General features: G+C 70.8%; 19 protein-coding genes. 15 read left to right on the top strand and 4 right to left on the bottom strand.

Annotated features, from left to right (window positions below; all coding sequences use genetic code 11):
* Nucleotides 1-8: 8 nt before the first annotated feature.
* Nucleotides 9-3,251 (top strand): fused isobutyryl-CoA mutase/GTPase IcmF, encoded by a 3,243-nt coding sequence (gene icmF, locus ACIHIX_RS43415; protein WP_399966125.1) that lies wholly within the window; start codon nt 9-11, stop codon nt 3,249-3,251.
* Nucleotides 3,252-3,276: 25 nt separating this feature from the next.
* Complete coding sequence (locus ACIHIX_RS43410; RefSeq protein ID WP_399966124.1) at nt 3,277-4,140, top strand: 3-hydroxybutyryl-CoA dehydrogenase; 864 nt, start codon at nt 3,277-3,279, stop codon at nt 4,138-4,140.
* A gap of 36 nt (nt 4,141-4,176) precedes the next feature.
* On the opposite strand, the gene ACIHIX_RS43405 is transcribed toward ACIHIX_RS43410, so the two are convergent.
* A complete protein-coding gene (locus ACIHIX_RS43405) occupies nt 4,177-4,785 on the bottom strand; it encodes a TetR family transcriptional regulator (RefSeq protein ID WP_399966123.1) in 609 nt (202 codons plus the stop codon).
* A gap of 380 nt (nt 4,786-5,165) precedes the next feature.
* Between ACIHIX_RS43405 and ACIHIX_RS43400 the strand changes: the two genes are divergently transcribed.
* The 13 genes from ACIHIX_RS43400 to ACIHIX_RS43340 all read left to right on the top strand — a co-directional run bounded on the left by ACIHIX_RS43400 (nt 5,166) and on the right by ACIHIX_RS43340 (nt 18,061).
* Nucleotides 5,166-6,437, top strand: coding sequence for a Rieske 2Fe-2S domain-containing protein (locus ACIHIX_RS43400; RefSeq protein WP_399966122.1), 1,272 nt, complete (start codon nt 5,166-5,168; stop codon nt 6,435-6,437).
* A 7-nt stretch (nt 6,438-6,444) separates the two neighbouring features.
* Nucleotides 6,445-6,675 carry a hypothetical protein gene (locus ACIHIX_RS43395; RefSeq protein ID WP_399966121.1) on the top strand — a complete coding sequence of 77 codons (231 nt, stop codon included), beginning with the start codon at nt 6,445-6,447 and terminating at the stop codon, nt 6,673-6,675.
* A gap of 68 nt (nt 6,676-6,743) precedes the next feature.
* Nucleotides 6,744-7,736, top strand: a complete 993-nt coding sequence (locus ACIHIX_RS43390; RefSeq protein ID WP_399966120.1) for a TIGR03619 family F420-dependent LLM class oxidoreductase — start codon at nt 6,744-6,746, stop codon at nt 7,734-7,736.
* Between the two features lie 35 nt (nt 7,737-7,771).
* Nucleotides 7,772-8,848 carry an amidohydrolase family protein gene (locus ACIHIX_RS43385; protein ID WP_399966118.1) on the top strand — a complete coding sequence of 359 codons (1,077 nt, stop codon included), beginning with the start codon at nt 7,772-7,774 and terminating at the stop codon, nt 8,846-8,848.
* Nucleotides 8,845-10,026 (top strand): acyl-CoA dehydrogenase family protein, encoded by a 1,182-nt coding sequence (locus ACIHIX_RS43380; protein WP_399966117.1) that lies wholly within the window; start codon nt 8,845-8,847, stop codon nt 10,024-10,026. The genes ACIHIX_RS43385 and ACIHIX_RS43380 overlap by 4 nt, the downstream gene beginning before the upstream one ends.
* Nucleotides 10,023-12,206 (top strand): acetate--CoA ligase family protein, encoded by a 2,184-nt coding sequence (locus ACIHIX_RS43375; RefSeq protein WP_399966116.1) that lies wholly within the window; start codon nt 10,023-10,025, stop codon nt 12,204-12,206. The genes ACIHIX_RS43380 and ACIHIX_RS43375 overlap by 4 nt, the downstream gene beginning before the upstream one ends.
* 52 nt (nt 12,207-12,258) lie before the next feature.
* Complete coding sequence (locus ACIHIX_RS43370; RefSeq protein WP_399966115.1) at nt 12,259-13,023, top strand: class II aldolase/adducin family protein; 765 nt, start codon at nt 12,259-12,261, stop codon at nt 13,021-13,023.
* A 1-nt stretch (nt 13,024) separates the two neighbouring features.
* Nucleotides 13,025-13,999, top strand: a complete 975-nt coding sequence (locus tag ACIHIX_RS43365) for a hypothetical protein (protein WP_399966114.1) — start codon at nt 13,025-13,027, stop codon at nt 13,997-13,999.
* A complete protein-coding gene (locus ACIHIX_RS43360; protein ID WP_399966113.1) occupies nt 13,996-14,658 on the top strand; it encodes an RraA family protein in 663 nt (220 codons plus the stop codon). Before ACIHIX_RS43365 ends, ACIHIX_RS43360 begins: the two co-directional genes overlap by 4 nt.
* On the top strand, nt 14,648-15,310 hold the full coding sequence (locus tag ACIHIX_RS43355; RefSeq protein ID WP_399966112.1) for an RraA family protein: 663 nt from the start codon (nt 14,648-14,650) through the stop codon (nt 15,308-15,310). Before ACIHIX_RS43360 ends, ACIHIX_RS43355 begins: the two co-directional genes overlap by 11 nt.
* Nucleotides 15,307-15,909, top strand: a complete 603-nt coding sequence (locus ACIHIX_RS43350; RefSeq protein WP_399966111.1) for an RraA family protein — start codon at nt 15,307-15,309, stop codon at nt 15,907-15,909. The genes ACIHIX_RS43355 and ACIHIX_RS43350 overlap by 4 nt, the downstream gene beginning before the upstream one ends.
* A complete protein-coding gene (locus ACIHIX_RS43345; RefSeq protein WP_399966110.1) occupies nt 15,906-17,045 on the top strand; it encodes a Gfo/Idh/MocA family protein in 1,140 nt (379 codons plus the stop codon). Before ACIHIX_RS43350 ends, ACIHIX_RS43345 begins: the two co-directional genes overlap by 4 nt.
* Nucleotides 17,045-18,061, top strand: a complete 1,017-nt coding sequence (locus ACIHIX_RS43340) for an amidohydrolase family protein (protein WP_399966109.1) — start codon at nt 17,045-17,047, stop codon at nt 18,059-18,061. The genes ACIHIX_RS43345 and ACIHIX_RS43340 overlap by 1 nt, the downstream gene beginning before the upstream one ends.
* 77 nt (nt 18,062-18,138) lie before the next feature.
* Here ACIHIX_RS43340 and ACIHIX_RS43335 read toward each other — a convergent pair whose 3' ends face one another.
* From ACIHIX_RS43335 to ACIHIX_RS43325, 3 genes are all read right to left on the bottom strand, one after another.
* On the bottom strand, nt 18,139-18,630 hold the full coding sequence (locus ACIHIX_RS43335; protein WP_399966108.1) for a MarR family winged helix-turn-helix transcriptional regulator: 492 nt from the start codon (nt 18,628-18,630) through the stop codon (nt 18,139-18,141).
* Nucleotides 18,631-18,704: 74 nt separating this feature from the next.
* Nucleotides 18,705-19,475, bottom strand: coding sequence for an enoyl-CoA hydratase/isomerase family protein (locus tag ACIHIX_RS43330; protein ID WP_399966107.1), 771 nt, complete (start codon nt 19,473-19,475; stop codon nt 18,705-18,707).
* A gap of 28 nt (nt 19,476-19,503) precedes the next feature.
* A complete protein-coding gene (locus ACIHIX_RS43325; protein WP_399966106.1) occupies nt 19,504-20,502 on the bottom strand; it encodes a PDR/VanB family oxidoreductase in 999 nt (332 codons plus the stop codon).
* Nucleotides 20,503-20,553 lie beyond the last annotated feature (51 nt).

The raw sequence follows: 20,553 nt of genomic DNA, 5'->3' as shown, positions 1-20,553 counted from the left end.
AGGCCACCGTGTCCACGGACACCTCGACCGCACCGCTGCACCGCGCTCGGTATCCGGTCCGCTTCGTCACCGCGTCCAGCCTCTTCGACGGGCACGACGCGTCGATCAACATCATGCGCCGCATCCTGCAGGCACAGGGAGCCGAGGTGATCCACCTCGGGCACAACCGCTCGGTGCGCGAGGTCGTCGACGCGGCGATCGAGGAGGACGCCCAGGGCATCGCGGTCAGTTCCTACCAAGGCGGCCACGTCGAGTACTTCGAGTACCTGGTGGCCCTGCTGCGCGAGCGGGGCGCCGGCCACGTGAAGGTGTACGGCGGGGGCGGCGGCGTCATCGTGCCGGCGGAGACCGAGCGCCTCGCGGCGTCCGGCGTGCGCATCTTCACGCCCGAGGACGGCCAGCGGCTGGGACTCGCCGGGATGGTCAACACCCTGATCGCCGAGTGCGACACGGACCTGTGGCGGTCCTCCCCCGCGGCGGCGGCCGACGTGCTGGCCGGGAGCCGCACCGCACTGGCCCGTCTGATCAGCGGCCTGGAGAGCGGATCGGTTCCGACGCAGACGCTGAGTACCCTGACGGCCGCCGTCACCAGGGACGTCCCCGTGTTGGGCATCACCGGGACCGGCGGATCGGGCAAATCCTCACTCACCGACGAACTGGTGCGCAGGCTGCGCACCGACCAGCGCGACACACTGCGGGTGGCGGTGCTGGCCGTCGACCCCACTCGCCGACGCGGAGGTGGAGCGCTGCTGGGTGACCGGATCCGGATGAACTCCCTGGACGGCGACCGGATCTTCTTCCGCTCACTGGCCACCCGCGGCGCCGGTGAACTCCCCGGCGGCCTGGACGCGGCCATCACCGCCTGCAAGGCGGCCGGGTACGACCTGGTCATCGTGGAGACGCCCGGCATCGGCCAGGGCGACGCCGCGATCGTGCCGTACGCGGACGTCTCGCTGTACGTGATGACACCGGAGTTCGGGGCGGCCTCCCAGCTGGAGAAGATCGACATGCTCGACTTCGCCGACGTGGTAGCCGTCAACAAGTTCGAACGGCGCGGCGCGCAGGACGCGTTGCGGGACGTGGCCCGGCAACTGGTGCGCAACCGCGAGGCGTTCGCCTCCGGCCCCGAGGAGATGCCCGTCTTCGGCACCAGCGCGGCGACCTTCAACGACGACGGGGTCACCGCCCTCTACCAGTATCTGCGGGACGACTTGGCCAAGCGGGGGCTCCCGCTGGGGCCCGGCGCGCTGGCCGAGGTCTCGGTACGCCACTCCAGCGGTGCGGCACAGATCGTGCCGTCGGCACGGGTGCGCTATCTCGCCGAGATCGCCGAAGCCGTACGCGATTACCACCGCCGGACCGAGGCGCAGGCAGCGGCCGTCGCGGCGGTGCAGCGCGCCGCCGGCGTACGCGAGGACCTGGCGGCGGCCGGGGCGGGTACGGCGGACGTCGACGCGCTGCTGACAACTGCCCGGCAGGCGGTCGAGCCCGACTCGGTACGTCTCCTGGAGGACTGGCCCGCGACGGTGGCGGCATACAGCGCCGACGAACTCGTGGTGTCCGTGCGCGGCGGAGAACTGCGGACGGCGCTCACCCGCCTCTCGCTCGCCGGCAACCAGGTGCCCAAGGTCGCGCTGCCGCGGTACAGCGACCATGGCGACCTGCTGCGCTTCTTGCGCTCGGAGAACCTTCCCGGCCGCTTCCCCTTCACCGCCGGAGTCTTTCCCTTCAAGCGCGAAGGCGAGGACCCGGCCCGTATGTTCGCCGGAGAGGGCGACCCCCGGCGTACGAACCGCAGGTTCCACTATCTGGCGCGGGGCACCGAGGCGACCCGCCTGTCGACCGCGTTCGACTCGGTCACGCTGTACGGACGCGACCCCGACCTCCGGCCGGACATCTACGGCAAGATCGGCACCTCAGGGGTCTCGGTGGCCACGCCGGCGGACATGAAGGAGCTGTACGAGGGTTTCGACCTGGTCGCTCCGACCACGTCCGTGTCGATGACCATCAACGGACCGGCCCCGACGATCCTGGCCTTCTACCTCAACACGGCGCTGGACCAGCAGCTGGACCTCTTCCGCTCCCGACACGGCAGGGAGCCGTCAGCCGACGAGGCCGCGGCGGTCCGGGCCCGCACCCTCGCGTCGGTTCGCGGCACCGTGCAGGCCGACATCCTCAAGGAGGACCAGGGTCAGAACACCTGCCTGTTCTCCACGGAGTTCTCACTGCGGATGATGGCGGACATCCAGGAGTGGTTCATCGAGCACGGGGTGCGCAACTTCTACTCGGTGTCGATCTCCGGCTACCACATCGCCGAGGCCGGTGCGAATCCCCTCACCCAGCTCGCCTTCACCCTCGCCAACGGGTTCACCTACGTGGAGGCGTACCTCGCCCGCGGGATGGACATCGACGATTTCGCCCCCAACCTGTCGTTCTTCTTCTCCAACGGGATGGACCCCGAGTACGCGGTACTGGGCCGGGTGGCCCGCCGGATCTGGGCGGTGGCGATGCGCGACCGCTACGGCGCCGACGAGCGCAGTCAGAAGCTGAAGTACCACGTGCAGACGTCGGGCCGGTCACTGCACGCGCAGGAGATGGACTTCAACGACATCCGCACCACGCTTCAGGCGCTGATCGCGCTCTACGACAACTGCAACAGCCTGCACACCAACGCCTACGACGAGGCGGTCACGACCCCCAGCGAGGACTCCGTGCGCCGCGCGCTGGCCATCCAGCTGATCATCAACCGCGAGTGGGGCCTGGCCATGAACGAGAACCCGCTCCAGGGGTCGTTCGTGATCGACCACCTCACGGACCTGGTGGAGGAGGCCGTGCTCGCCGAGTTCGACCGGATCAGCGAGCGCGGAGGCGTCCTCGGTGCCATGGAGACCGGCTACCAGCGTGGGCGCATCCAGGACGAGTCGATGCTGTACGAGCAGCGCAAGCACGACGGCACACTGCCCGTCATCGGGGTCAACACCTTCCGCAAACCGCAGGACACCGCCGTACCGGCCGTCGTGGAGCTCGCCCGGGCCACCGAGGAGGAGAAGCGGTCGCAACTGCGCCGGGGCCAGGAGTTCCGCGAGCGGCACCAGGACGCCGCCCGTGACGCGCTGGCCCGGCTGAAGTCCGCCGCCACCAACGGCCACAACGTCTTCGCCGTTCTGATGGAGGCCGCCCGGGTGTGCTCGCTGCAGCAGATCACCGAGGCCTTCTTCGAAGTGGGCGGTGCCTACCGCCGCAATGTCTGAACATCCCCTCGACCCAAGGATTGCCATGGAAAGCGTGTCCCGCCTCGGCGTTGTCGGCTGCGGCCTGATGGGGTCCGGCATCGCGGAAGTCGCCGCTCTGCGCGGACTCGACGTCCTCGTCGCCGAGGCGACGCCGCAGGCCGTGGAGGACGGCCGCCGCCGCGTCACCGGCTCGCTCCGGCGCGGCGTGCAGCGCGGCAAGCTGTCCGAGGAGCAGCTGTCGGCCGCGCTCGGGCGTATCTCCTTCACCCCTGATCTCGCCGACCTGCGGGACCGTCAGTTCGTCATCGAGGCGGTCGCCGAGCAACGTGAGCTCAAGGCCGAGGTCCTGGCGACGCTCGGCAAGGTCGTGCAGGACGAGAACGCGGTCATCGCCACGAACACGTCGTCGCTTCCCGTCATCGACCTGGCCGTGGCCTCGCCGTGCCCGGAGCGGGTCGTCGGTCTGCACTTCTTCAATCCGGTACCGGTGCAGCGTCTGGTCGAGGTCATTCCGTCCCTCGTCACCGGCCAGGAGACCTTCGCCCGGGCCCAGGCCTTCGCCACCGAACAGCTGGGCAAGCAGACGGTGACCGCCACGGACCGGTCCGGGTTCGTGGTCAACGCGCTCCTGGTGCCCTATCTCCTGTCGGCGGTGCGCATGCTGGAGTCGGGCCAGGCCGGCGCCGACGACATCGACCGCGGTATGGAGCTGGGCTGCGCCCACCCGATGGGCCCGTTGCGGCTGCTCGATCTCATCGGCCTCGACACCGCGCAGTCGGTGGCGGAGTCGATGTACGCCGAGTTCAAGGAACCGCTGCACGCACCGCCCGCGCTGCTGCGGCGCATGGTCGCGGCCGGGCGACTGGGTCGTAAGAGCGGGCGGGGCTTCTACGTCTACGCCGGCTGACCGGCGGTACTGGTGAAGCGAGGGGCTGCGCGGGCCTCAGCTCGGCTCGGGGTCGAGCAGCACCCGCAGCACCGCCTCCACCCGGTGGGTGAGCTCCTCGGCGTCGGCCTCGACCAGTGCGGTGTTGCCCAGGACCTTGCGCATCAGCCACACGCCGGCGATCACCGAGAGTGCCAGGGCGGCCCTCTCCCCCGGATGCTCGCCCGTGAGCATGTCCGCCAGTTCCCGCTCCACATGGCGCTCGATACCGGCCCGGGCGATCTCGGCGGTGCGCGGGTTGGGTGCCGAGCGCAGCATCAGCAGGAAAGGGCTGAGGTGATCGGCTTCCGGGGCGGTGCGCTCCACGAGCGACGCGGCGATGTCGTGGCTGAGGGTCTCGGGGTCCTCGGTGACGACGGTGCGCGGGGTGAAGGCGGCGTCCACCGCCTCGGCGAAGAGCTGTTCCTTGGAGCCGAAGTAGCGGTTGACCAGCATCGCGGTCACGCCGGCGTCCTTGGCGATCTCCCGCACACCCGCTCCGTCGTAGCCGATGCGCGTGAAGCCCTCCACGGCCGATCTGAGGATCGCCGCACGGGTCGCTGCCGCGTTGCGCGGCCGCTTGGCCGCGGGCGGACCGGAGGACGGCCGGGGATGTTCACTTTCCATGGCCCGCAGTGTAGCCAAACCGAAAATTGGAGTCTACGGTCGTAGACGTGCCGGGTTCCAAGGCGGTCCCGGCTGGTCCGGTGCCGAGTGACGGCCCCCCGACCCACCCCATCGGACGCCTTCGGCCTCCACATGACCAGCCCCTTCCCCGCCTTCTCCGCGAACATCTGCAACACCTCGCCGGATTCGAGGAGTTCCACGGCATCGGACGTGCCGCAGCCGGGCCCGGACCCGAGGCGATCGGCACACCCCTCCGAGCATGCGGGTTGACACCCCCTCTATTGCTCCTATGATTAACCTAGTAGCGATCCACGTAGTGAGTGAGCCGCTGCCCCAGGCCATGAAGGCGCAGGGGCGTCAAGAGATACGAGGACGCAATGTTGCGCTCTGACGTAAACGAACGATTCAGCCGCGTCGGCGCCGGAACCCCCGCGGGCGAGCTCTATCGCCGCCACTGGCTTCCCGTCGCGACCGCATCAGAACTGTCCGACAACCCCGTCAAGCGGGTGCGGATTCTCGGCGAGGACCTCGTGCTGTACCGGTCGGACGCCGGGGAGCTGGGTCTGGTGAGCGAGAGGTGCCCGCACCGCGGCGCCTCCCTCGGCTACGGCTTCCCCGACGGCGGCGGACTGCGCTGCCCTTACCACGGCTGGCTGTTCTCGCCCCGGGGCGAATGCCTGGAACAGCCCAATCAGACACCCGACTCCCCCCAGCTCAAGTCCCGCGCGAAGATCACCAGTTACCCCGTCCAGGCCCTGGGCGGACTGGTCTTCGCCTACCTGGGCCAGGGGCCGGCACCCGCCCTCCCCCGCCTGGACCTGTTCACCAAGGAGGAAGGTCCGACCCGCTTCCGGGACATCGGATACGCGGTCATCCCGTGCAACTGGCTCCAGATCATGGAGAACTCCTTCGACCCCACCCACGTCGAATGGCTGCACGGCCGCCTCTTCAACTACCACCTGGAGCGTGAGGGCAAGGAACCCACCGTCCTGGCCGGGCACCACATCAAGATCGGTTTCGATCTCGTCGACTACGGCATCATCAAACGGCGCCTGCGCGAGGGACAGACCGAGGACGACGAGGACTGGCGGATCGGCCACCCCGTGGTCTTCCCCCACGTCCTCAAGGTCGGCGGCTACGGCCTGAGTTCCTTCCAGATCCGGGTGCCCATGGACGACACCCACACACTGCACTTCTGGTACTGCTGGTACGACGTGCCCGATCAGTACGCCAATCTCGTCGAGGACGTCCAGCAGCTTCCGGACACCTACGAAGTCACCCTTCAGGCACCGGACGGCTCCTTCCTGATGGACACCATCGACTCCCAGGACGCCATGGTGTGGGTGACACAGGGCCCCCTGACCACACGCGACGACGAACACCTCAGCTCCTCCGACCAGGGCATCGCGCTCTACCGCAACCTGCTGCGCAGTCAGCTGGAAGCCGTGGAGTCCGGCGGACCGCTGATGAACGTCGTGCCCGCCGAGGAAGCCAAGGACGTCATCGAGCTTCCCCAGGAACAGAAGGAACTCGGTATCGGCGGTGGCGGAGGCAACCCGATGGCCTCCTTCCTCAGGACCCAGGCGCTCTACAGCCGACGTCTGACCACCCTGTCCGACCGCATCGAGTCCACGCTGCACAAGGCCGGTTGAGCCGGTCGTGGAACGGCACCTCGACCTGAGCTCCCTCCCGGACGGCGCTCTCTCCTGCGGCAGCGGCCGGCACGAGGACGTCGGCGGCATCTGCCGCGCCTGCGGGGAGTGGCTGCCCCACGCCACCTGCCGGGCACCGGGCTGCGGCTGGACCGCCGCGCTCGGCGAGCGGACCCACCAGGAAGCCGTCCGGCACCTGTGCGCCACCGGCCACGCCATCAGGGTCCTCGTCAACTGAAGCAGCCGTGACCGCGCCCCCACACCACGCGGTCCGCCAAGCCCTCGTTCCTGGAATGAGAACGCACCATGCCGCAGTCAGACACACCCAACCCGGCCGCCGGTGTCTCCTTCGGCCTGTTCACCCCCATCGTTCAGCCCATCAACATCCAGGCCTGGGAAGACACCGCGGGCCCCGACGAACTGACCGGCGTGGTCCTCGCAGCCGAGGAACTCGGTTTCGACTTCGTCACCGTCGGCGACCACGCGGCCCTGTCCGAGGACGAGAGCGCCTACTACGGCAGCGCCCGCTTCTTCGACCCGGTCGCCACCATCGGCTTCCTGGCCGCGCGCACCCGGCGGATCCGGTTCGCCACCCATGTCTACCAACTCCCCCTGCGCAGCCCGCTGATCACCGCGAAGGCCTTCGCCACCCTCGATGTACTCTCCGGCGGCCGGATCGTCGTCGGCCTCGGTGTCGGCCGGCGCCCCTACGAGGCGCAGGCCGCGCGAGTCCCGTTCGCCGAGCGGGGAGCGGTCGCCGACGAATACCTCCAAGCGGTGCTCAAGCTGTGGAGCGGACAACCCGCGAGCCAGCAGAGCCGCTTCGTCGAGATGGACGGGCTCGTCTGCCGGCCCCGGCCGGTCCAGCAGCCCCGCCCGCCCGTATGGGTGGGCGGTGACCGCTTCGTCGGCCTGCGGCGGGCCCTGGACCTGGGCGACGCCTGGACGCCCTGGTCGCTCGGCCCGGACCAGGTCGGCGAACTCCTGCAACGGGCGGCCGATGAGCGCGACGGCCTGCCGCCGGGCTTCCGGGTCGTCGTGCCCATCGCCCCGCTCGGCGGCCGCGCTCCGCGTGGCGAACCCGCTCCACCGCGCGACACCCCCGGGGCGCGGGCCGTACAGGCCTGCCTCGACCTGACGGAACGCTGGCGCCGCGCCGGCGCCACCGACTTCATCGTGGACCTGCCCAGCCCGAGCCAGGCCGCCCTGACCGAGGCGATGGCGTGGTTCAGCTCCGATGTCCTGCCGCACACGGGACACACCGTCCCGCCGGACCTCGCCGGCCCACCTCACACCTGACCGACCCCCTACACCGCCCGCAAGGAGCACCTGTCATGCCGCGCAAGATCGTCGACGTACACGGCCACATCGTGGCCCCGTCCGAGCTCTACAGCTACCGCGAGTTCCTCATTGGCACCCGCGGCCACTACGGCCGCCGGCTGAAGGGCTTCTCCGAGGAACGCGAGGGCATGAGCCACGGCCGCACCGGCGTCATCCCCCCCGAGGAGCTCAAGCACTTCGCCGAGGAGCACATCGCCTGGCTCGACCGGGTCGGCACCGACGTCCAGCTCGTCTCGGCCAGGCCCTACAGCCTCATGCACTCCGAGAAGCCGGCCCGCATCGTCCACTGGTGGGCCGAGACCGTCAACGACGCCATCGCCACCCAGGTGCAGTTCTACCCGAACCGGCTGCAGGGCATGGCCAACCTGCCGGTGGTGTGGAACGAGCCCATCGACGTCGTCTTCGACGAACTGGACCGCTGCGCCAACGAACTCGGTTTCGTCGGCGTCCTGCTCAACCCCGACCCCAGCGAGGGCCGGGCCCCCATGGACGTGCCCGGCCTGGGCGACGAGTACTGGTACCCGCTCTACGAGAAGCTCGTGGCCTACGAGATGCCCCTGCTGGTGCACTCCGCCGGCTGTGTGTCGATCCGCGAGAACCAGAGCCTGCACTTCATCAACGAGGAATCCATCGCGGTGATGTCGCTGGTGCAGTCGGACGTCTTCGAGACCTTCCCCGACCTCAAGGTCATCGTCCCGCACGGCGGCGGCTCCATCCCCTACCAGGTCGGCCGCTTCCGCGGCACCTACTGGGAGGGCACCGGCCGCGGCGGCACCTTCGACGAGGCCATCCGCAAGCTGTACTACGACACCTGCCTGTACACCGAGGAAGCCCTGGACCTGCTCGTCAAGGCCGTGGGCAGCGACCGCGTGGTGCTGGGCACCGAACGCCCCGGCGACGGCTCCCACAAGAAGACCCCCGCAGAGGGCTGGGCCGACGACATCGCGGCCGTCCTGCGCGCCAACGCCGCCAACCAGCCCGCGGACCTCGACCTGATGCTGGGCGACACCGCGCTCGACCTCTTCCCCCGTCTGCGCAAGAACCTCGAGGCCGCGGAGACCGCGCGATGACCGGCGACCTGCTCGACGCGGCCCCCGCCCCGGCGGAACGGGAGGAGTTCCTCCGCCTGGTCCGCACCTTCGCCCAGGAACGCGTCGCCCCGCGCATCCAGGAGTACGACGCCGCGGAGAGGATCCCGGACGACCTGCTGGCCGAGATGGCCCAACTGGGCTTCTTCGGCGGGGTGGTGCCACTGGAGTGGGGCGGACTGGGCCTGGACCACCTCACCTTCGCCCGGATGATCGAGGAGATATCCCGGGTCGACCACTGCCTGGGCGTGCTGATGAGCATGCCCTCGGCCCTGGTCGGCAGCGGACTGCTGGCCTTCGGAACCGACGAGCAGAAGAAGCGCTGGCTGATCCCCCTCGCCGAAGGCAGGATCTTCGGCGGCGCCGGTGTCACCGAACCACGCTCCGGCAGCGACGTCGCCGGCACCCGGACCCGCTACGAACGCACCGGCACGGGCTTCGTGCTGCGCGGCGCGAAAGCCTGGATCACCAACCTCGACCGGGCGTCCTTCTTCGTCACCTTCGCGACGAAGGACCCTGCACTGGGCCGGGCCGGCCTGTCGGCCTTCATCGTCCCGGCGGACGCCCCGGGCGTCCTGAAGAACCCGGTCCACAACAAGCTCGGCTTCCGCCCCCTGTGCTCCGGCGACCTCACCTTCGACGATGTCGAGCTGGAGGCGGACGCCCTGCTGGGCGAGGAGGGGCAGGGCTACTCCGTCGCCATGAACGCCGTGGAACGGGGCCGGCTGTCGGTCGCCGCCCGCGCGGTGGGGCTGGCCCAGTCGTGCCTGGATGCCTCCGTGCGCTACGCCGGGGAGCGCGTCGTCTTCGGCCAGCCGATCGGCGACTTCCAGATGGTCCAACGCAAGATCGCCGACATGGCGGTGTCCGTCCAGGCGGCGCGGCTGCTGACCGAGCAGTGCGCGATGGCCATGCAGCGGGGCGAGCGAGCCCGCATCGAGGCGAGCATGGCCAAGCTGTACGCCAGCGACACCGCACAGACGGCCGCCACCGAGGCCGTGCAGATCCACGGGGCGTACGGCGTCTCGGAGGAGTACGGCGTGGCCCGTGCGTACCGCGACGCGAAGGTGTTCCAGATCGTCGAGGGCGTCAACGACATCCACCGCCTGCTGATCGCCCGCAACACCCTCGCCGCTGGAGGGCGGGAGAGCCGGCCATGACCGACACCTCCCAGGCCGGCCCGGGCAACGCGGTGGTCAACGCCGCGTGCCCCGTCACGGCCACCGGCACCGAGGCCATCTCCGAGGTACGGCGTGCCCTGACCGCGTACCGGCCGGGCGAGGCGCTGGGCGAGGCGACCAGCCGGGCCCTGCTCGCGCCGCTCGGCCTGCCCTTCGTACCCTCACACGTCGCCGGATCGGCCGAGGAAGCCGCGGCCGTCGCCGCCGGCCTCGACGGCCCGGTCGTCCTCAAGGCGCTGTCGGACGAAGTGATCCACAAGAGCGACGCCGGACTGGTGGAACTGGGGCTCGGTACCGCCGCGCAAGTCCGGGACGCCTACGGGCGCCTGACGGAACGGACCCGGGAACTGGGGCTGGCCCGGGCGGACATCGTCGTGCAGCCCATGGCGGGCGACGGCACCGACATGTTCCTGGGCTGGGTCCACGACGAGACGTTCGGCCCGGTCGTCCTGCTCGGCATGGGCGGCGTGACGGTGGAGCTGTTCCGCGACGTGGCCCACGCGGTGCCACCGCTCACGGCCAACGACGCCGCCCGCCTGCTGGGGACGCTGGACAGCGCCCCGCTGCTCGCGGGCTACCGGGGCCGGCCGGCCGTGGACACCACGCAGTTCTGCCGGCTCGTCGCAGCCGTCGGCGACCTGGCGCTGTCCCTGCCCGAGATCGCCGACGTCGATCTCAACCCGGTGCGGATCCTGGCGGACGGCACCTGCCTCGCCCTCGACGCCAGTGCCGTCCTGGCCGCCGCTGCGCCCACCGGGTCCGCCCGGCATCCCCGGCCCCCGCTGGATCTGCGCCCGCTGGCCCGGCCCGGCAGTGTGGCCGTCGTCGGCGCCTCACGGGACACGGGCAAACCCGGTGGACGCGTGCTGCGTTCCCTGCGGCAGCACGGATTCGCCGGCGCCATACACCCCGTCAATCCGGCAGGCGGCGAGGTGGGCGGGCTGCCCGCCGTCACCTCGCTGGGCGCCCTGCCCGCCGTACCCGACCTCGCCTGTGTCGCGCTCCCGGCCGCCGCCAGTGTCGAGGCGGTGCGTGAGTGCGCACGGCTGGGAGTACCCGCCGTCATCGTCTACGCCTCCGGCTTCGGCGAGAGCGGCCCCGAGGGCAGCGTGCTGGACCGGGCGCTGCGCGACGCCGTCGCCGATTCCGGCACCCTGCTGTGCGGGCCCAACACGATCGGGGTGGTCAGCGCCCATCACCGCATGGCCGCCACGTTCAGCCAGGCCGTCGACTCCTTCCAGCTCCATCCCTCGGGAACCTGTGTCATCGCCCAGAGCGGCGCCGTCGCCGGCAGCCTCGTCTCCCACGAACTGGCCCACGGCTACGGCATCGGCGACTGGGTGACCGTAGGCAACCAGTCACAACTCGACGTCGCCGACTACGTGTCGTACTACGCCGGTCTGCCCACCACCACCTGTATCGCGCTGTTTCTGGAAGGGGTGACCGACGGTCCCCACTTCCGGCGCGCCCTGGAGACGGCCCGGGACGCCCAGGTGCCGGTGGTCGTGTACAAGACCGGGGTGACCGCCGCGGGGCAGCGCGCCGTCGCGTCCCACTCCGGCGCGCTGGCCGGCAGCGAGTCCGCCTACCGCGCCGTGCTGGAGCGGACGGGCGCCGTGGAGGTGCCCGAGATGACGGCGCTGCTGGAAGTCGCCTGGACCCTCGGCCACATGCCGCGCCCCACGGGCAGGCAAGTCGCCGTGGTGACCACGTCCGGCGGAGCGGGCAGCGCCACCGCCGACGAGATCAGCGTGCGGGACCTGGACGTCGCGGCGTTCGGCGAGACGACGCGGACCACTCTCGCGGCCGTGCTCCCCTCGTTCGCGACCGTGGACAACCCGCTCGACGTGACCGCCGAAGGCGCCTTCACACCGGGCACTCTGCGCAAGGTGCTCGACGCGGTCGCCGAGGACCCCGGCGTGGACGTCGTCTGCGTGGTCCTCACCAGCATCGTCGGTGAGGACGCGGTCCGCGTGGCCCAGGAGATCGCCGACGCGGGCGGCCCTGGCAGACCGCCGCTGCTCGTCTCCTGGCTCGTCTCCCGGACTCTCGCCGAAGACGGCATGCGGCTGCTCGCCCGGCACGGCATCCGGGTCTTCACCGAACCTGCCCGCATGGCCGCCGCGGCGGCCCACCTCGCGAAGGAGGCGTCCGCATGACCGGACGGAGCTCCTCCTTCGCCTGCCCCGCCCCCCGGAAAGGAACCACCCCTTGAGCACCACCACAGACGTGGACGAGCTGCGCACACTGGTCGCCCAGTCCTGCCGGATCCTGGCGTCGACGGGCTGCGTCCGTGAGATCACCGGTCACGTCAGTGCCCGGGTGCCGGGCACCGACCGCTTCCTCGTCCGCTGCCGCCCCCCGCAGGACCCCGGGGTCGAGTTCACCGTCGTCGACGACATCAAGCTCGTCGATCTCGAGACGACCAACGCCGACCTGGACGGCGGCTACGCCCTGCCCGGTGAATGGGCCATCCACACCGAGCTGTACCGGGCCCGCCCGGACATCGGTGCCGTGGTGCACGGCCACCCGCGCGCCTCACTGCTGTGCGGCGTCCTGGACCTGCCGCTGCAGCCGGTGATCGGGGCCTACGACCCGGGGGCGATGGAACTCGCCGTACGCGGTGTGCCGGTGTACCCGCGGGCGGTGCTGATCAGCGACCGCGAACTGGGCGGCGCCCTGGCCGCCGCGATGGGCGAGGCGGACGCCTGTCTGCTGCGCGGGCACGGTGTCGTCGCCGTCGGCGAGGACGTCCAACAGGCCACCGTCCGGGCGATCAAGCTCGAAACCCTGGCCGATCTCACCCTCGGTCTGCACAGCGTCGCGGGCGCCGAGCCGATCCTGCTGAGCCCAGAGGACCGCGCCGAGGTGGCCGAGTTCGTCAGCAGCCGCAACGCGGCGCGGACCTACGCGCAGTGGACCTGGGACTTCTACCTGCGCTCGCTCAGTGCGGCCGACGTCACGAGGAGGGACTGACATGGCAGTTCTGGTAGGCGGTGCGGGTGTCTCCCACAGCCCGCAGCTGTCGATCGAACCGGGCGGCTGGCGTGCCCACGGCGACCTGGAGCAGGGCCGGCTCACGGAGTTGGGCCTGCCGCCCACCACCCGGACGTCCGGCGAGTTGGCGGGCGAGCTGGACGAGCGGGTCATCAACGCGCGCCACGAGGCATGCCAGCGGGCCCTGGAGAAGACACGGCAGGAACTGCTGGCGATGCGGCCGGACGTCCTCGTGGTGATCGGCGACGACCAGCGTGAGCTGTTCCTCGACGACATCATGCCCGCGCTGTCGATCTTCTGGGGCACTTCCCTCGACGACCGGCCGCCGGGTGCGGCGGCCTATCCGGCCACGATGGAGTCGGCCTACCGCTACTACCACGCGGCCGAGGTGGACACGTATCGCACCGAGCCCGGGCTCGGACTGCACCTGGTGGAGCGGCTCGTGGAGTCGGGCATCGACGCCGCGCAGTTCACCGAGCAGCCGGCCGGACGGACGCTGGGCCACGCCTTCACCTTCATCTACCGGCGGCTGTTCGAGGGCCTGCCCCGGCTGCCCCTCGTACCGATCATGCTCAACACCTACTACCCGCCCAACCAGCCCACCCCGTGGCGCTGTGTGGAGATCGGCCGGGAGCTGCGGGCGGCGATCGACAGCTGGCCCTCCGACCAGCGGGTCGCTCTGATCGCCTCCGGCGGACTGACCCATCCCATCATCGACGAGAAGCTCGACCGCGGGCTGTTGGAAGCGCTGGAACGGCACGACGACGACGCGCTGGCGCAGCTGCCGGTGGAAGGGCTGATGGAGGGCAGCTCGGAGATCCGCAACTGGATCACCGTGGGCGCCGCCCTGCACGACATGCCGGGCAGGACCGTCGACTACATCCCTGCCTACCGCTCCACCGCCGGTTCGGGCTGCGGCATGGGGTTCTTCACGTGGAACGGGGAGGCCTCATGAGCGACCACGCGAAGCGGCTGGCCGCGCTCGACGTGTGCGTGGTCTCCGACGCGCTGGACGCCCTCGGGCTGCCGGGCGCGGTCGCGGGCGTGCTGCCGGTGTGGGAGAGCAGCCGGATGTCCGGCCGTGTCGTCACGATGCGGACGGTACCGGCGCAGGGCCGCACCAGTGCGCGGCACCTGGGCACCGCGGCCATCGAACGGGCCCGTCCCGGCGACGTCATCGTGGTGGAACAGGCCGATGCCGGTGCCGTCCCGGTCTCCGCCACCTGGGGCGGTCTGCTCGCCCGGGCGGCCCGGCTGCTCGGCATCGGCGGCATCGTCATCGACGGCGCGTGCCGTGACGTCGACGAGATCCGCGAGCTGGGACTGCCGGTGTCGGCCCGTACGGCCGTCCCCTTCACCGCGCGCGGCCGCTACGTCGAGGACAGCGTCGGCGAGCCGGTGCTGATCGGCGGCGTGACGGTGGCGGACGGCGACTGGGTCATCGCGGACGCCAGCGGGGCGGCCTTCGTCTCGGCCGCAGCGATCGACGAGGTGCTGCGGCATGCGGAGCGGCTGGTGGCCAAGGAACGACTGATGGCCGAGGGGCTGCGGCGCGGTGATCCGCCGTCGACGGTGCTGGGCCGTGACTACGAGGAGATGCTCCATGGGCACTGACGACATCGTCGAGCGACTGCGGGAGATCGGCACGTCCACCCTGTCCGACGCCCTGGACCGGATCGGTCTGCCGGGTGCGGTGCCGGGCATTGTGCCGTTCGACACCCGACTGCGGCTGTGCGGGCGGGCGTTCACCGGGCAGTACGAGCCCGTCGACGACAGCGGAGGGACGGTCGGCGACTACATCGACGACGTCGCCCCGGGCGAGATCGTCGTACTGAACAACGAGGGCCGGCTGGACTGCACGGTGTGGGGCGACATCCTCACCTACGTCTCCGCCGCACGTGGCATCGGCGGCACGGTGATCGACGGTGTCTGCCGCGACGTGCGGCCCAGTCTGGAACTCGACTACCCCGTCTTCGCGCGGGGGCGGTCCATGCAGACCGGTAAGGACCGGGTCCGCCTCGCCCACACCGGCCGCCCGGTACTGCTGGGCGGGGTGACGGTCGCGCCGGGCGACATCGTCGTGGGCGACGCGGACGGTGTCGTCGTCCTCGCCTCCGACGAGGCCGAGCGGATCTTCGCCGTCGCCGCCGAGATCGACGAGGCCGAGGCCCGTATCCGGCAGTCCGTCACCGCCGGATCCCGCCTGGACGCGGCCCGCGCCGCCATGGGCTACCACCGGCTCCAGACCCCGGCCGGCCGGCCATGACCGGGACCGAGCTCGATCTGCACGGCTTCGGTACGGCCACCCTGCACGAGGCGGGGGCAGCCCCGCTGCCCCCGCAGATCCGCCCGCTCGACCGGAGCTGGTGGGTGTGCGGGCGGGTCTTCACCGTGGACCTGGCGCCCGGCCACAACATCTGGCTGCACCGCGCCATCTACGCGGCACAGCCCGGCGACATCCTCGTGGCCCGCGCCAACGGCGGTTTCGAGTACGGCTACTGGGGCGACATCATGACCCACGCCGCACTGGAGCGCCGGCTGGGCGGCCTCGTCATCGACGGGTGTGTCCGGGACTCGGCCGACCTGTTGCGGCTGCGCCTGCCGGTCTTCGCCCGCGGCCTGTGCGTGCGCGGTACGGGCAAGGACGCCTCGCGGGGCGGACTGCAAGGCACGCTGATCATCGGCGGCACGACGGTGCGGCCCGGGGACATCGTCGTCGGGGACGCCGACGGAGTCGTGGTCGTCCCACCCGCAGACCTGGCAGAGGTCACCGCGCGCGCCGAGCAGCGCGAGCAGAAGGAGGAATCCGTCAGGGCCCGCCTGCTGGCCGGGGAGTCCACGCTCGACATCTACGGACTGGCATGAGTACCGCTCTGGGGCTGGGCATCGTGGGCTGGGGTGCGGCAGGCCGGCTGATGGCCGCCGCTACCGAGCGCACCGACCGCTTCCGGCTGGCCGGCATCGCCGACATCAGCGAGGACGTCAGGGCCGCTGCGGCCCGGGACGCGGGCTGCCCGGTCCGGGCGAGTGTCGAGGAACTGGCCGCGGCACGCGACGTCGACGTCCTCTACGTCGCGTCCCCGACGGCCCATCACCGTGTGGCCGTCGAGACCGCCGCGGCCTACGGCAAACACGTCATCAGCGAGAAGCCCCTGGCGGTGACGCTGGAGGAGGCGCAGCAGACGGTCGAGGCCGCGCGGCGGGCCGGTGTGGTGCTGTTGGTCGGGGCCACCCACAGCAGCGACGCGCCGGTGCGGGCCCTGCGCCACCTGGTGGAGCAGGGTCGGCTCGGTACGTTGCTGTCCGTGGCGTCCGTCTGCCACACGGACTGGCACCGCAGACCACGCTCGGCAGCCGACCTGGACGCGGCGCAGGGCAACGGGCTGGTGCTGCGTCAGGGGGCCCACCAGTTCGACATCCTGCGCTATGTGTGCGGCGGCCTCGCGGACCAGGTCTTCGCCATGACCTTCGGCGGGTCGGCGGGTCGGGAGCGTGGCTTCTCCGCCTGCGTCGGTTTCGCCGACGGTGCGCAGGCGAGCGCCTATTACAGCGGTACGGGCGGTTTCGACAGCCGGCTGCTGACCTGGGGGGTGGGAGAGCTCGGCACCGTCGACATCGAGCCGGGCCCGCCGCTGGACCGCTACTTCGCCCTGCCGGGCCGGGACACCGTCCCACAGGTGTCCCCCGTGTTCGGCACCCTGGTGGCCACCTTCAGTGACGGCACGGCCTGGCTGACCCCGGCGGGACTGGTGATCCACGAGGCGACCGGAGTGCGGGAGCAGTCCGTCGCCGGTCGGCTCTCGGGCTGGGACGCGGTGCTGGAGGAGATGAGTTCGGCGCTCCAAGGGCGTCAGCCGGTCCATGACGGAGCGTGGGGTGTGGCCACGTTGGAGACCTGTCTGGCGGTCCACACGTCCGCACGCTCCGGTGCGCCGGTCCCCCTGAAGCACCAAGTGGCCCTGCCGACCGCCTCGTACGTCACTGCTTCGAAGGAGAAATGATGATCATCGATGCCCATGCCCACCTGAACGCTCCGGCCGAGCTGTACGCCTACCAGGCTTCCCTGCTGTCCTCCCGAGGGGCGCACGGCAAGTTCGGTGCCGGGGTGAGTGACACACAGCTCCGGGAGTACGGGGAGCACACGCTGTCGGTGATGGACAGCGTCGGCACCGACCTTCAGCTGATATCTCCGCGTCCCTTCTCCTGCGCGCACTCCGCGCAGCCGGCCCGCATCGTGCATTGGTGGACGGATGCCGTCAACGACGCGATCGCCCGGCAGGTTGCCCAGTTCCCCGGCCGGCTGGCGGGTGTGGCGGGGCTGCCGCAGGCATACGGCGAGTCGCCCGAGCAGTGGGCGTCGGCGCTGGAGCGGGCCGTCACGGAGTTCGGCATGGTGGGGTGCGTCCTCAATCCGGATCCGTCCGAGGGCACCGGGTACGTCGCGCCGCTGGGCGACGAGTGGTGGTACCCGCTCTACGACAAGCTGGTCGAACTGGATGTGCCCGCGCTCATCCACTCAGGGGGCTGCCAGAACGGCAGAGAGACCTACAGCGAGCACTTCATCACGGAGGAGAGCATCGCGATCCTGTCGCTGCTGAACTCGGAGGTGTTCCTGCGCTACCCCACACTGAAGATCATCGTCGCTCACGGCGGCGGGTCCGTGCCTTACCAGATCGGCAGGTGGCGGGCGGCGCGGGCGCACAAGCGTCTGCGTCAGGGGCAGGTGTTGCAGGAGTCCTTCGACGACAGCCTGCGCCGTCTGTGGTTCGACACCGTCCTGCACCATCCGCCGGCCCTGGAACTGCTGTTGCGGACGGTGGGACACGACCGTGTGCTCTTCGGGACGGAGAAGCCGGGCAGCGGCAGTGCTCCCGATCCGCGGACCGGCCGCGACTTCGACGACATCCGCCCGGTGATCGAGGGCTTCGACTTCCTCGACGACAAGCAGAAGCAGGCTGTTCTGTCCGAGAACGCTCTCTCGGTCTTCCGTCTTCTCGGCGTGGGCCGGGACAGCTGAGAAACACCCGACGACGAGGTGCCGGCCCCCGAAAGTGTTCGGGGGCCGGCACCTCGTCGTCGCTCATGGACGCCTGCTCACCCGTCGGAACCCCGCGCGGCGCCGCGGCGTGCCACCGAGGGGACATCCGAGTCGGCCAGGCGCTCCAGGATCTTCACCAGCGCGGTCAGGCCCTCGCGCTCCTCACCGGTCAGGGTCTGGTCGATCGCGGCCGTCAGCCATGCCTCACGCGCCTCGAGCCAGCGCTCCGATTCCTGCCGACCGCGCGGGGTGGCCACGATCAGCACGCGGCGGCCGTCGTCAGGATCGGGCCTGCGGGCGACCAGGCCGTGCTTCTCCAGCCCGGCAAGGGTCTGGGACATGGACTGCGGGCGCATGTACTCGGCGGCGGCGAGGTCGCTGGTCGTGGCGGGTGGTCCGTGGACCACCCGGTGCAGAGCCGCCAGTTGGCTACGACTCCAGGGGCCGGCGCCCATGCCGGTCTCCGAGCGGATGCGCCCGCGCAGACGGTCCATGGAGCGGACGAGCTCCAGGGCTTGGTTTGCCGACGGGTTGTCATTCAGCGCCACCCGAAAAATCATACAGGTTACCTGCACATTACCGAAGCGGGAACTGGGTGACCAGCGAGCGGGTGGCGGCCCACTCAGCGCCTCACAAAGCCTTGGATGGCGCTCCGCGCGTGACCGGAGGATGCCAGGGAGGAGATGAGCTCGCTCTCACGCGAGAGCTGGTCACGCAGGCTTGCCGCCGCGCCCTCGGGGTGCCGGAAGAGGCGTTTGGTGACGGCAAGGGCCTCTGCCGGTGCCTCGGCCAGCGCGCTCACGATGTCGCGGGCGTGTGCGCTCAGGTCGGCGTCGTCGACGACATGGCTGGCCATCCCCCAGGCGACGGCTTCCTCGGCGCCCAGCACCCGGTTGGTCAGGGCCAGTTCAAGGGCGCGTCGGGGCCCCAGCAGCCGCGGCAGGATCCAGCTGCTGCCCATGTCCGGGCTGAGCCCCACCGCGGTGTAGGCCAGCCGGATCCTGGTGGAGCGTGCCACCACGACGACGTCGGCGCAGAAGGCGAGCCCCACGCCGGCGCCTGCCACGGCGCCCTGGACGGCGCTCACCACGGGGACGGTCAGGGCACTGAGATGTTCCAGCGCCTCGTGGGCGGTCTCCGCCACGGCCGCGACGTAGTCGCCGAGCCGCTCGCCCTGGGCGGCGAACGAGCGCAGGTCTCCGCCGACGCAGAAGTTCTTGCCCTCGGCGCGCAGCAGGACCGTGCGCAGTCCCGGTATGCGGCCGAGTTCGGCGGTCGCGTCGCGCAGTTGTCGCGCCAGGTCGAGATCGAGGGCGTTGGAGCGCTCGGGTGCGTTGAGCACCAACTCCGCCAGACCGGCGTGGTGATGGAGGTGCACCAGGGAGCTGGTCACGGGTTTGCCTTTCTGCGGCCGCGGCGGTTCACAGGTCGAGGACCAGTTCGTCGGAGGCGCAGCTTCCGACGCAGATCATCATGGAGCTGCCGGAGGCACGGTCGGCCTCGGTGAGTACGGTGTCCCGGTGGACGGGCCTGCCGTCGAGGACCTTGGTGTCGCAGGTGCCGCAGAAGCCCTCCTCGCAGGAGAAGGGGACTTCCGGGCGCAGCGGACGTACCGCCTCCAGGATGGTGGTGCCGTCGCTGACGCCGACCGTCTCGCCGGTCCGCGCCAGGACCACGGTGAACTCCCGCTCATGCCGGTCGGGTGCGTCCTCCTGGGCGGTACCCGGGGTGGTGGCGGGCGCGGTGAACAGCTCGGTGTGCAGGGAGATGCCGGGCCGGTGGTGTGCGACGGCCTCGTCCAGGGCCGCCAGCATCGGAGAGGGACCGCAGGCGTAGACCGCCGCGCCGGTGTCGGCGGCCACGACGATGTCGTTCAGCGGCAGCAGTCCGTGGTGCTCCTCGGGCAGCACGGCGACCGGGGCGCCGGCCTCGCGGGCGAGCGCGCCGATGTCGCCGGTGAAGGCCATGGACCGGGCACTCCGGCCGCCGTAGTGCAGCGTCCAGGGCACACGGCGCACGGTCGCCTCGCGTGCCATGGCGAGGATCGGGGTGATGCCGATGCCGCCGGCGATGAACACGTAGGACGGTGCCGGCTGGAGGGGGAAGTGGTTGCGCGGGCCGCGGACGGACAGTTGCCGCCCGACCAGAGCGGTGTCGTGGATCTCCCCCGAGCCGCCCCGGCCGGGCTGGGCGCGCAGGACGGCGATGGTGTAGCTGCGCCGGTCCCGCGGGTCGCCGCACAGGGAGTACTGCCGGAGCAGCCCGGAAGGCAGTCGCACCTCCAGATGAGCCCCGGGCTGCCAGGGGGGCAGCTCCGCACCGTCCTCGCGGCTGAGCTGAAGTGAGATGACGTCATCGGCTTCCCAGCGGATCTGCCTGACGTGGAGACGCAGTTCCTGGTGGTCCGGGGAAGTGGTCATGACACCCCCTGGTGTGCGGTGCTGTGCATGGGTCGCTGCCTTCCTGCGTGC

Source organism: Streptomyces sp. NPDC051913, from assembly GCF_044593635.1.
GTDB lineage: Bacteria > Actinomycetota > Actinomycetes > Streptomycetales > Streptomycetaceae > Streptomyces.
This window is presented reverse-complemented; position numbering and strand designations above follow the sequence as displayed.

Excerpts from the sequence above, each read along its gene's own strand:
- ACIHIX_RS43340 (WP_399966109.1), top strand. The coding sequence starts at position 17,045 with ATGATCATCGATGCCCATGCCCACCTGAACGCTCCGGCCGAGCTGTAC.
- ACIHIX_RS43350 (WP_399966111.1), top strand. The coding sequence starts at position 15,307 with ATGACCGGGACCGAGCTCGATCTGCACGGCTTCGGTACGGCCACCCTG.
- ACIHIX_RS43390 (WP_399966120.1), top strand. The coding sequence starts at position 6,744 with ATGCCGCAGTCAGACACACCCAACCCGGCCGCCGGTGTCTCCTTCGGC.
- ACIHIX_RS43355 (WP_399966112.1), top strand. The coding sequence starts at position 14,648 with ATGGGCACTGACGACATCGTCGAGCGACTGCGGGAGATCGGCACGTCC.
- ACIHIX_RS43360 (WP_399966113.1), top strand. The coding sequence starts at position 13,996 with ATGAGCGACCACGCGAAGCGGCTGGCCGCGCTCGACGTGTGCGTGGTC.
- ACIHIX_RS43380 (WP_399966117.1), top strand. The coding sequence starts at position 8,845 with ATGACCGGCGACCTGCTCGACGCGGCCCCCGCCCCGGCGGAACGGGAG.
- ACIHIX_RS43375 (WP_399966116.1), top strand. The coding sequence starts at position 10,023 with ATGACCGACACCTCCCAGGCCGGCCCGGGCAACGCGGTGGTCAACGCC.
- ACIHIX_RS43325 (WP_399966106.1), bottom strand. The coding sequence starts at position 20,502 with ATGACCACTTCCCCGGACCACCAGGAACTGCGTCTCCACGTCAGGCAG.
- ACIHIX_RS43405 (WP_399966123.1), bottom strand. The coding sequence starts at position 4,785 with ATGGAAAGTGAACATCCCCGGCCGTCCTCCGGTCCGCCCGCGGCCAAG.
- ACIHIX_RS43410 (WP_399966124.1), top strand. The coding sequence starts at position 3,277 with ATGGAAAGCGTGTCCCGCCTCGGCGTTGTCGGCTGCGGCCTGATGGGG.
- ACIHIX_RS43345 (WP_399966110.1), top strand. The coding sequence starts at position 15,906 with ATGAGTACCGCTCTGGGGCTGGGCATCGTGGGCTGGGGTGCGGCAGGC.
- ACIHIX_RS43365 (WP_399966114.1), top strand. The coding sequence starts at position 13,025 with ATGGCAGTTCTGGTAGGCGGTGCGGGTGTCTCCCACAGCCCGCAGCTG.
- ACIHIX_RS43385 (WP_399966118.1), top strand. The coding sequence starts at position 7,772 with ATGCCGCGCAAGATCGTCGACGTACACGGCCACATCGTGGCCCCGTCC.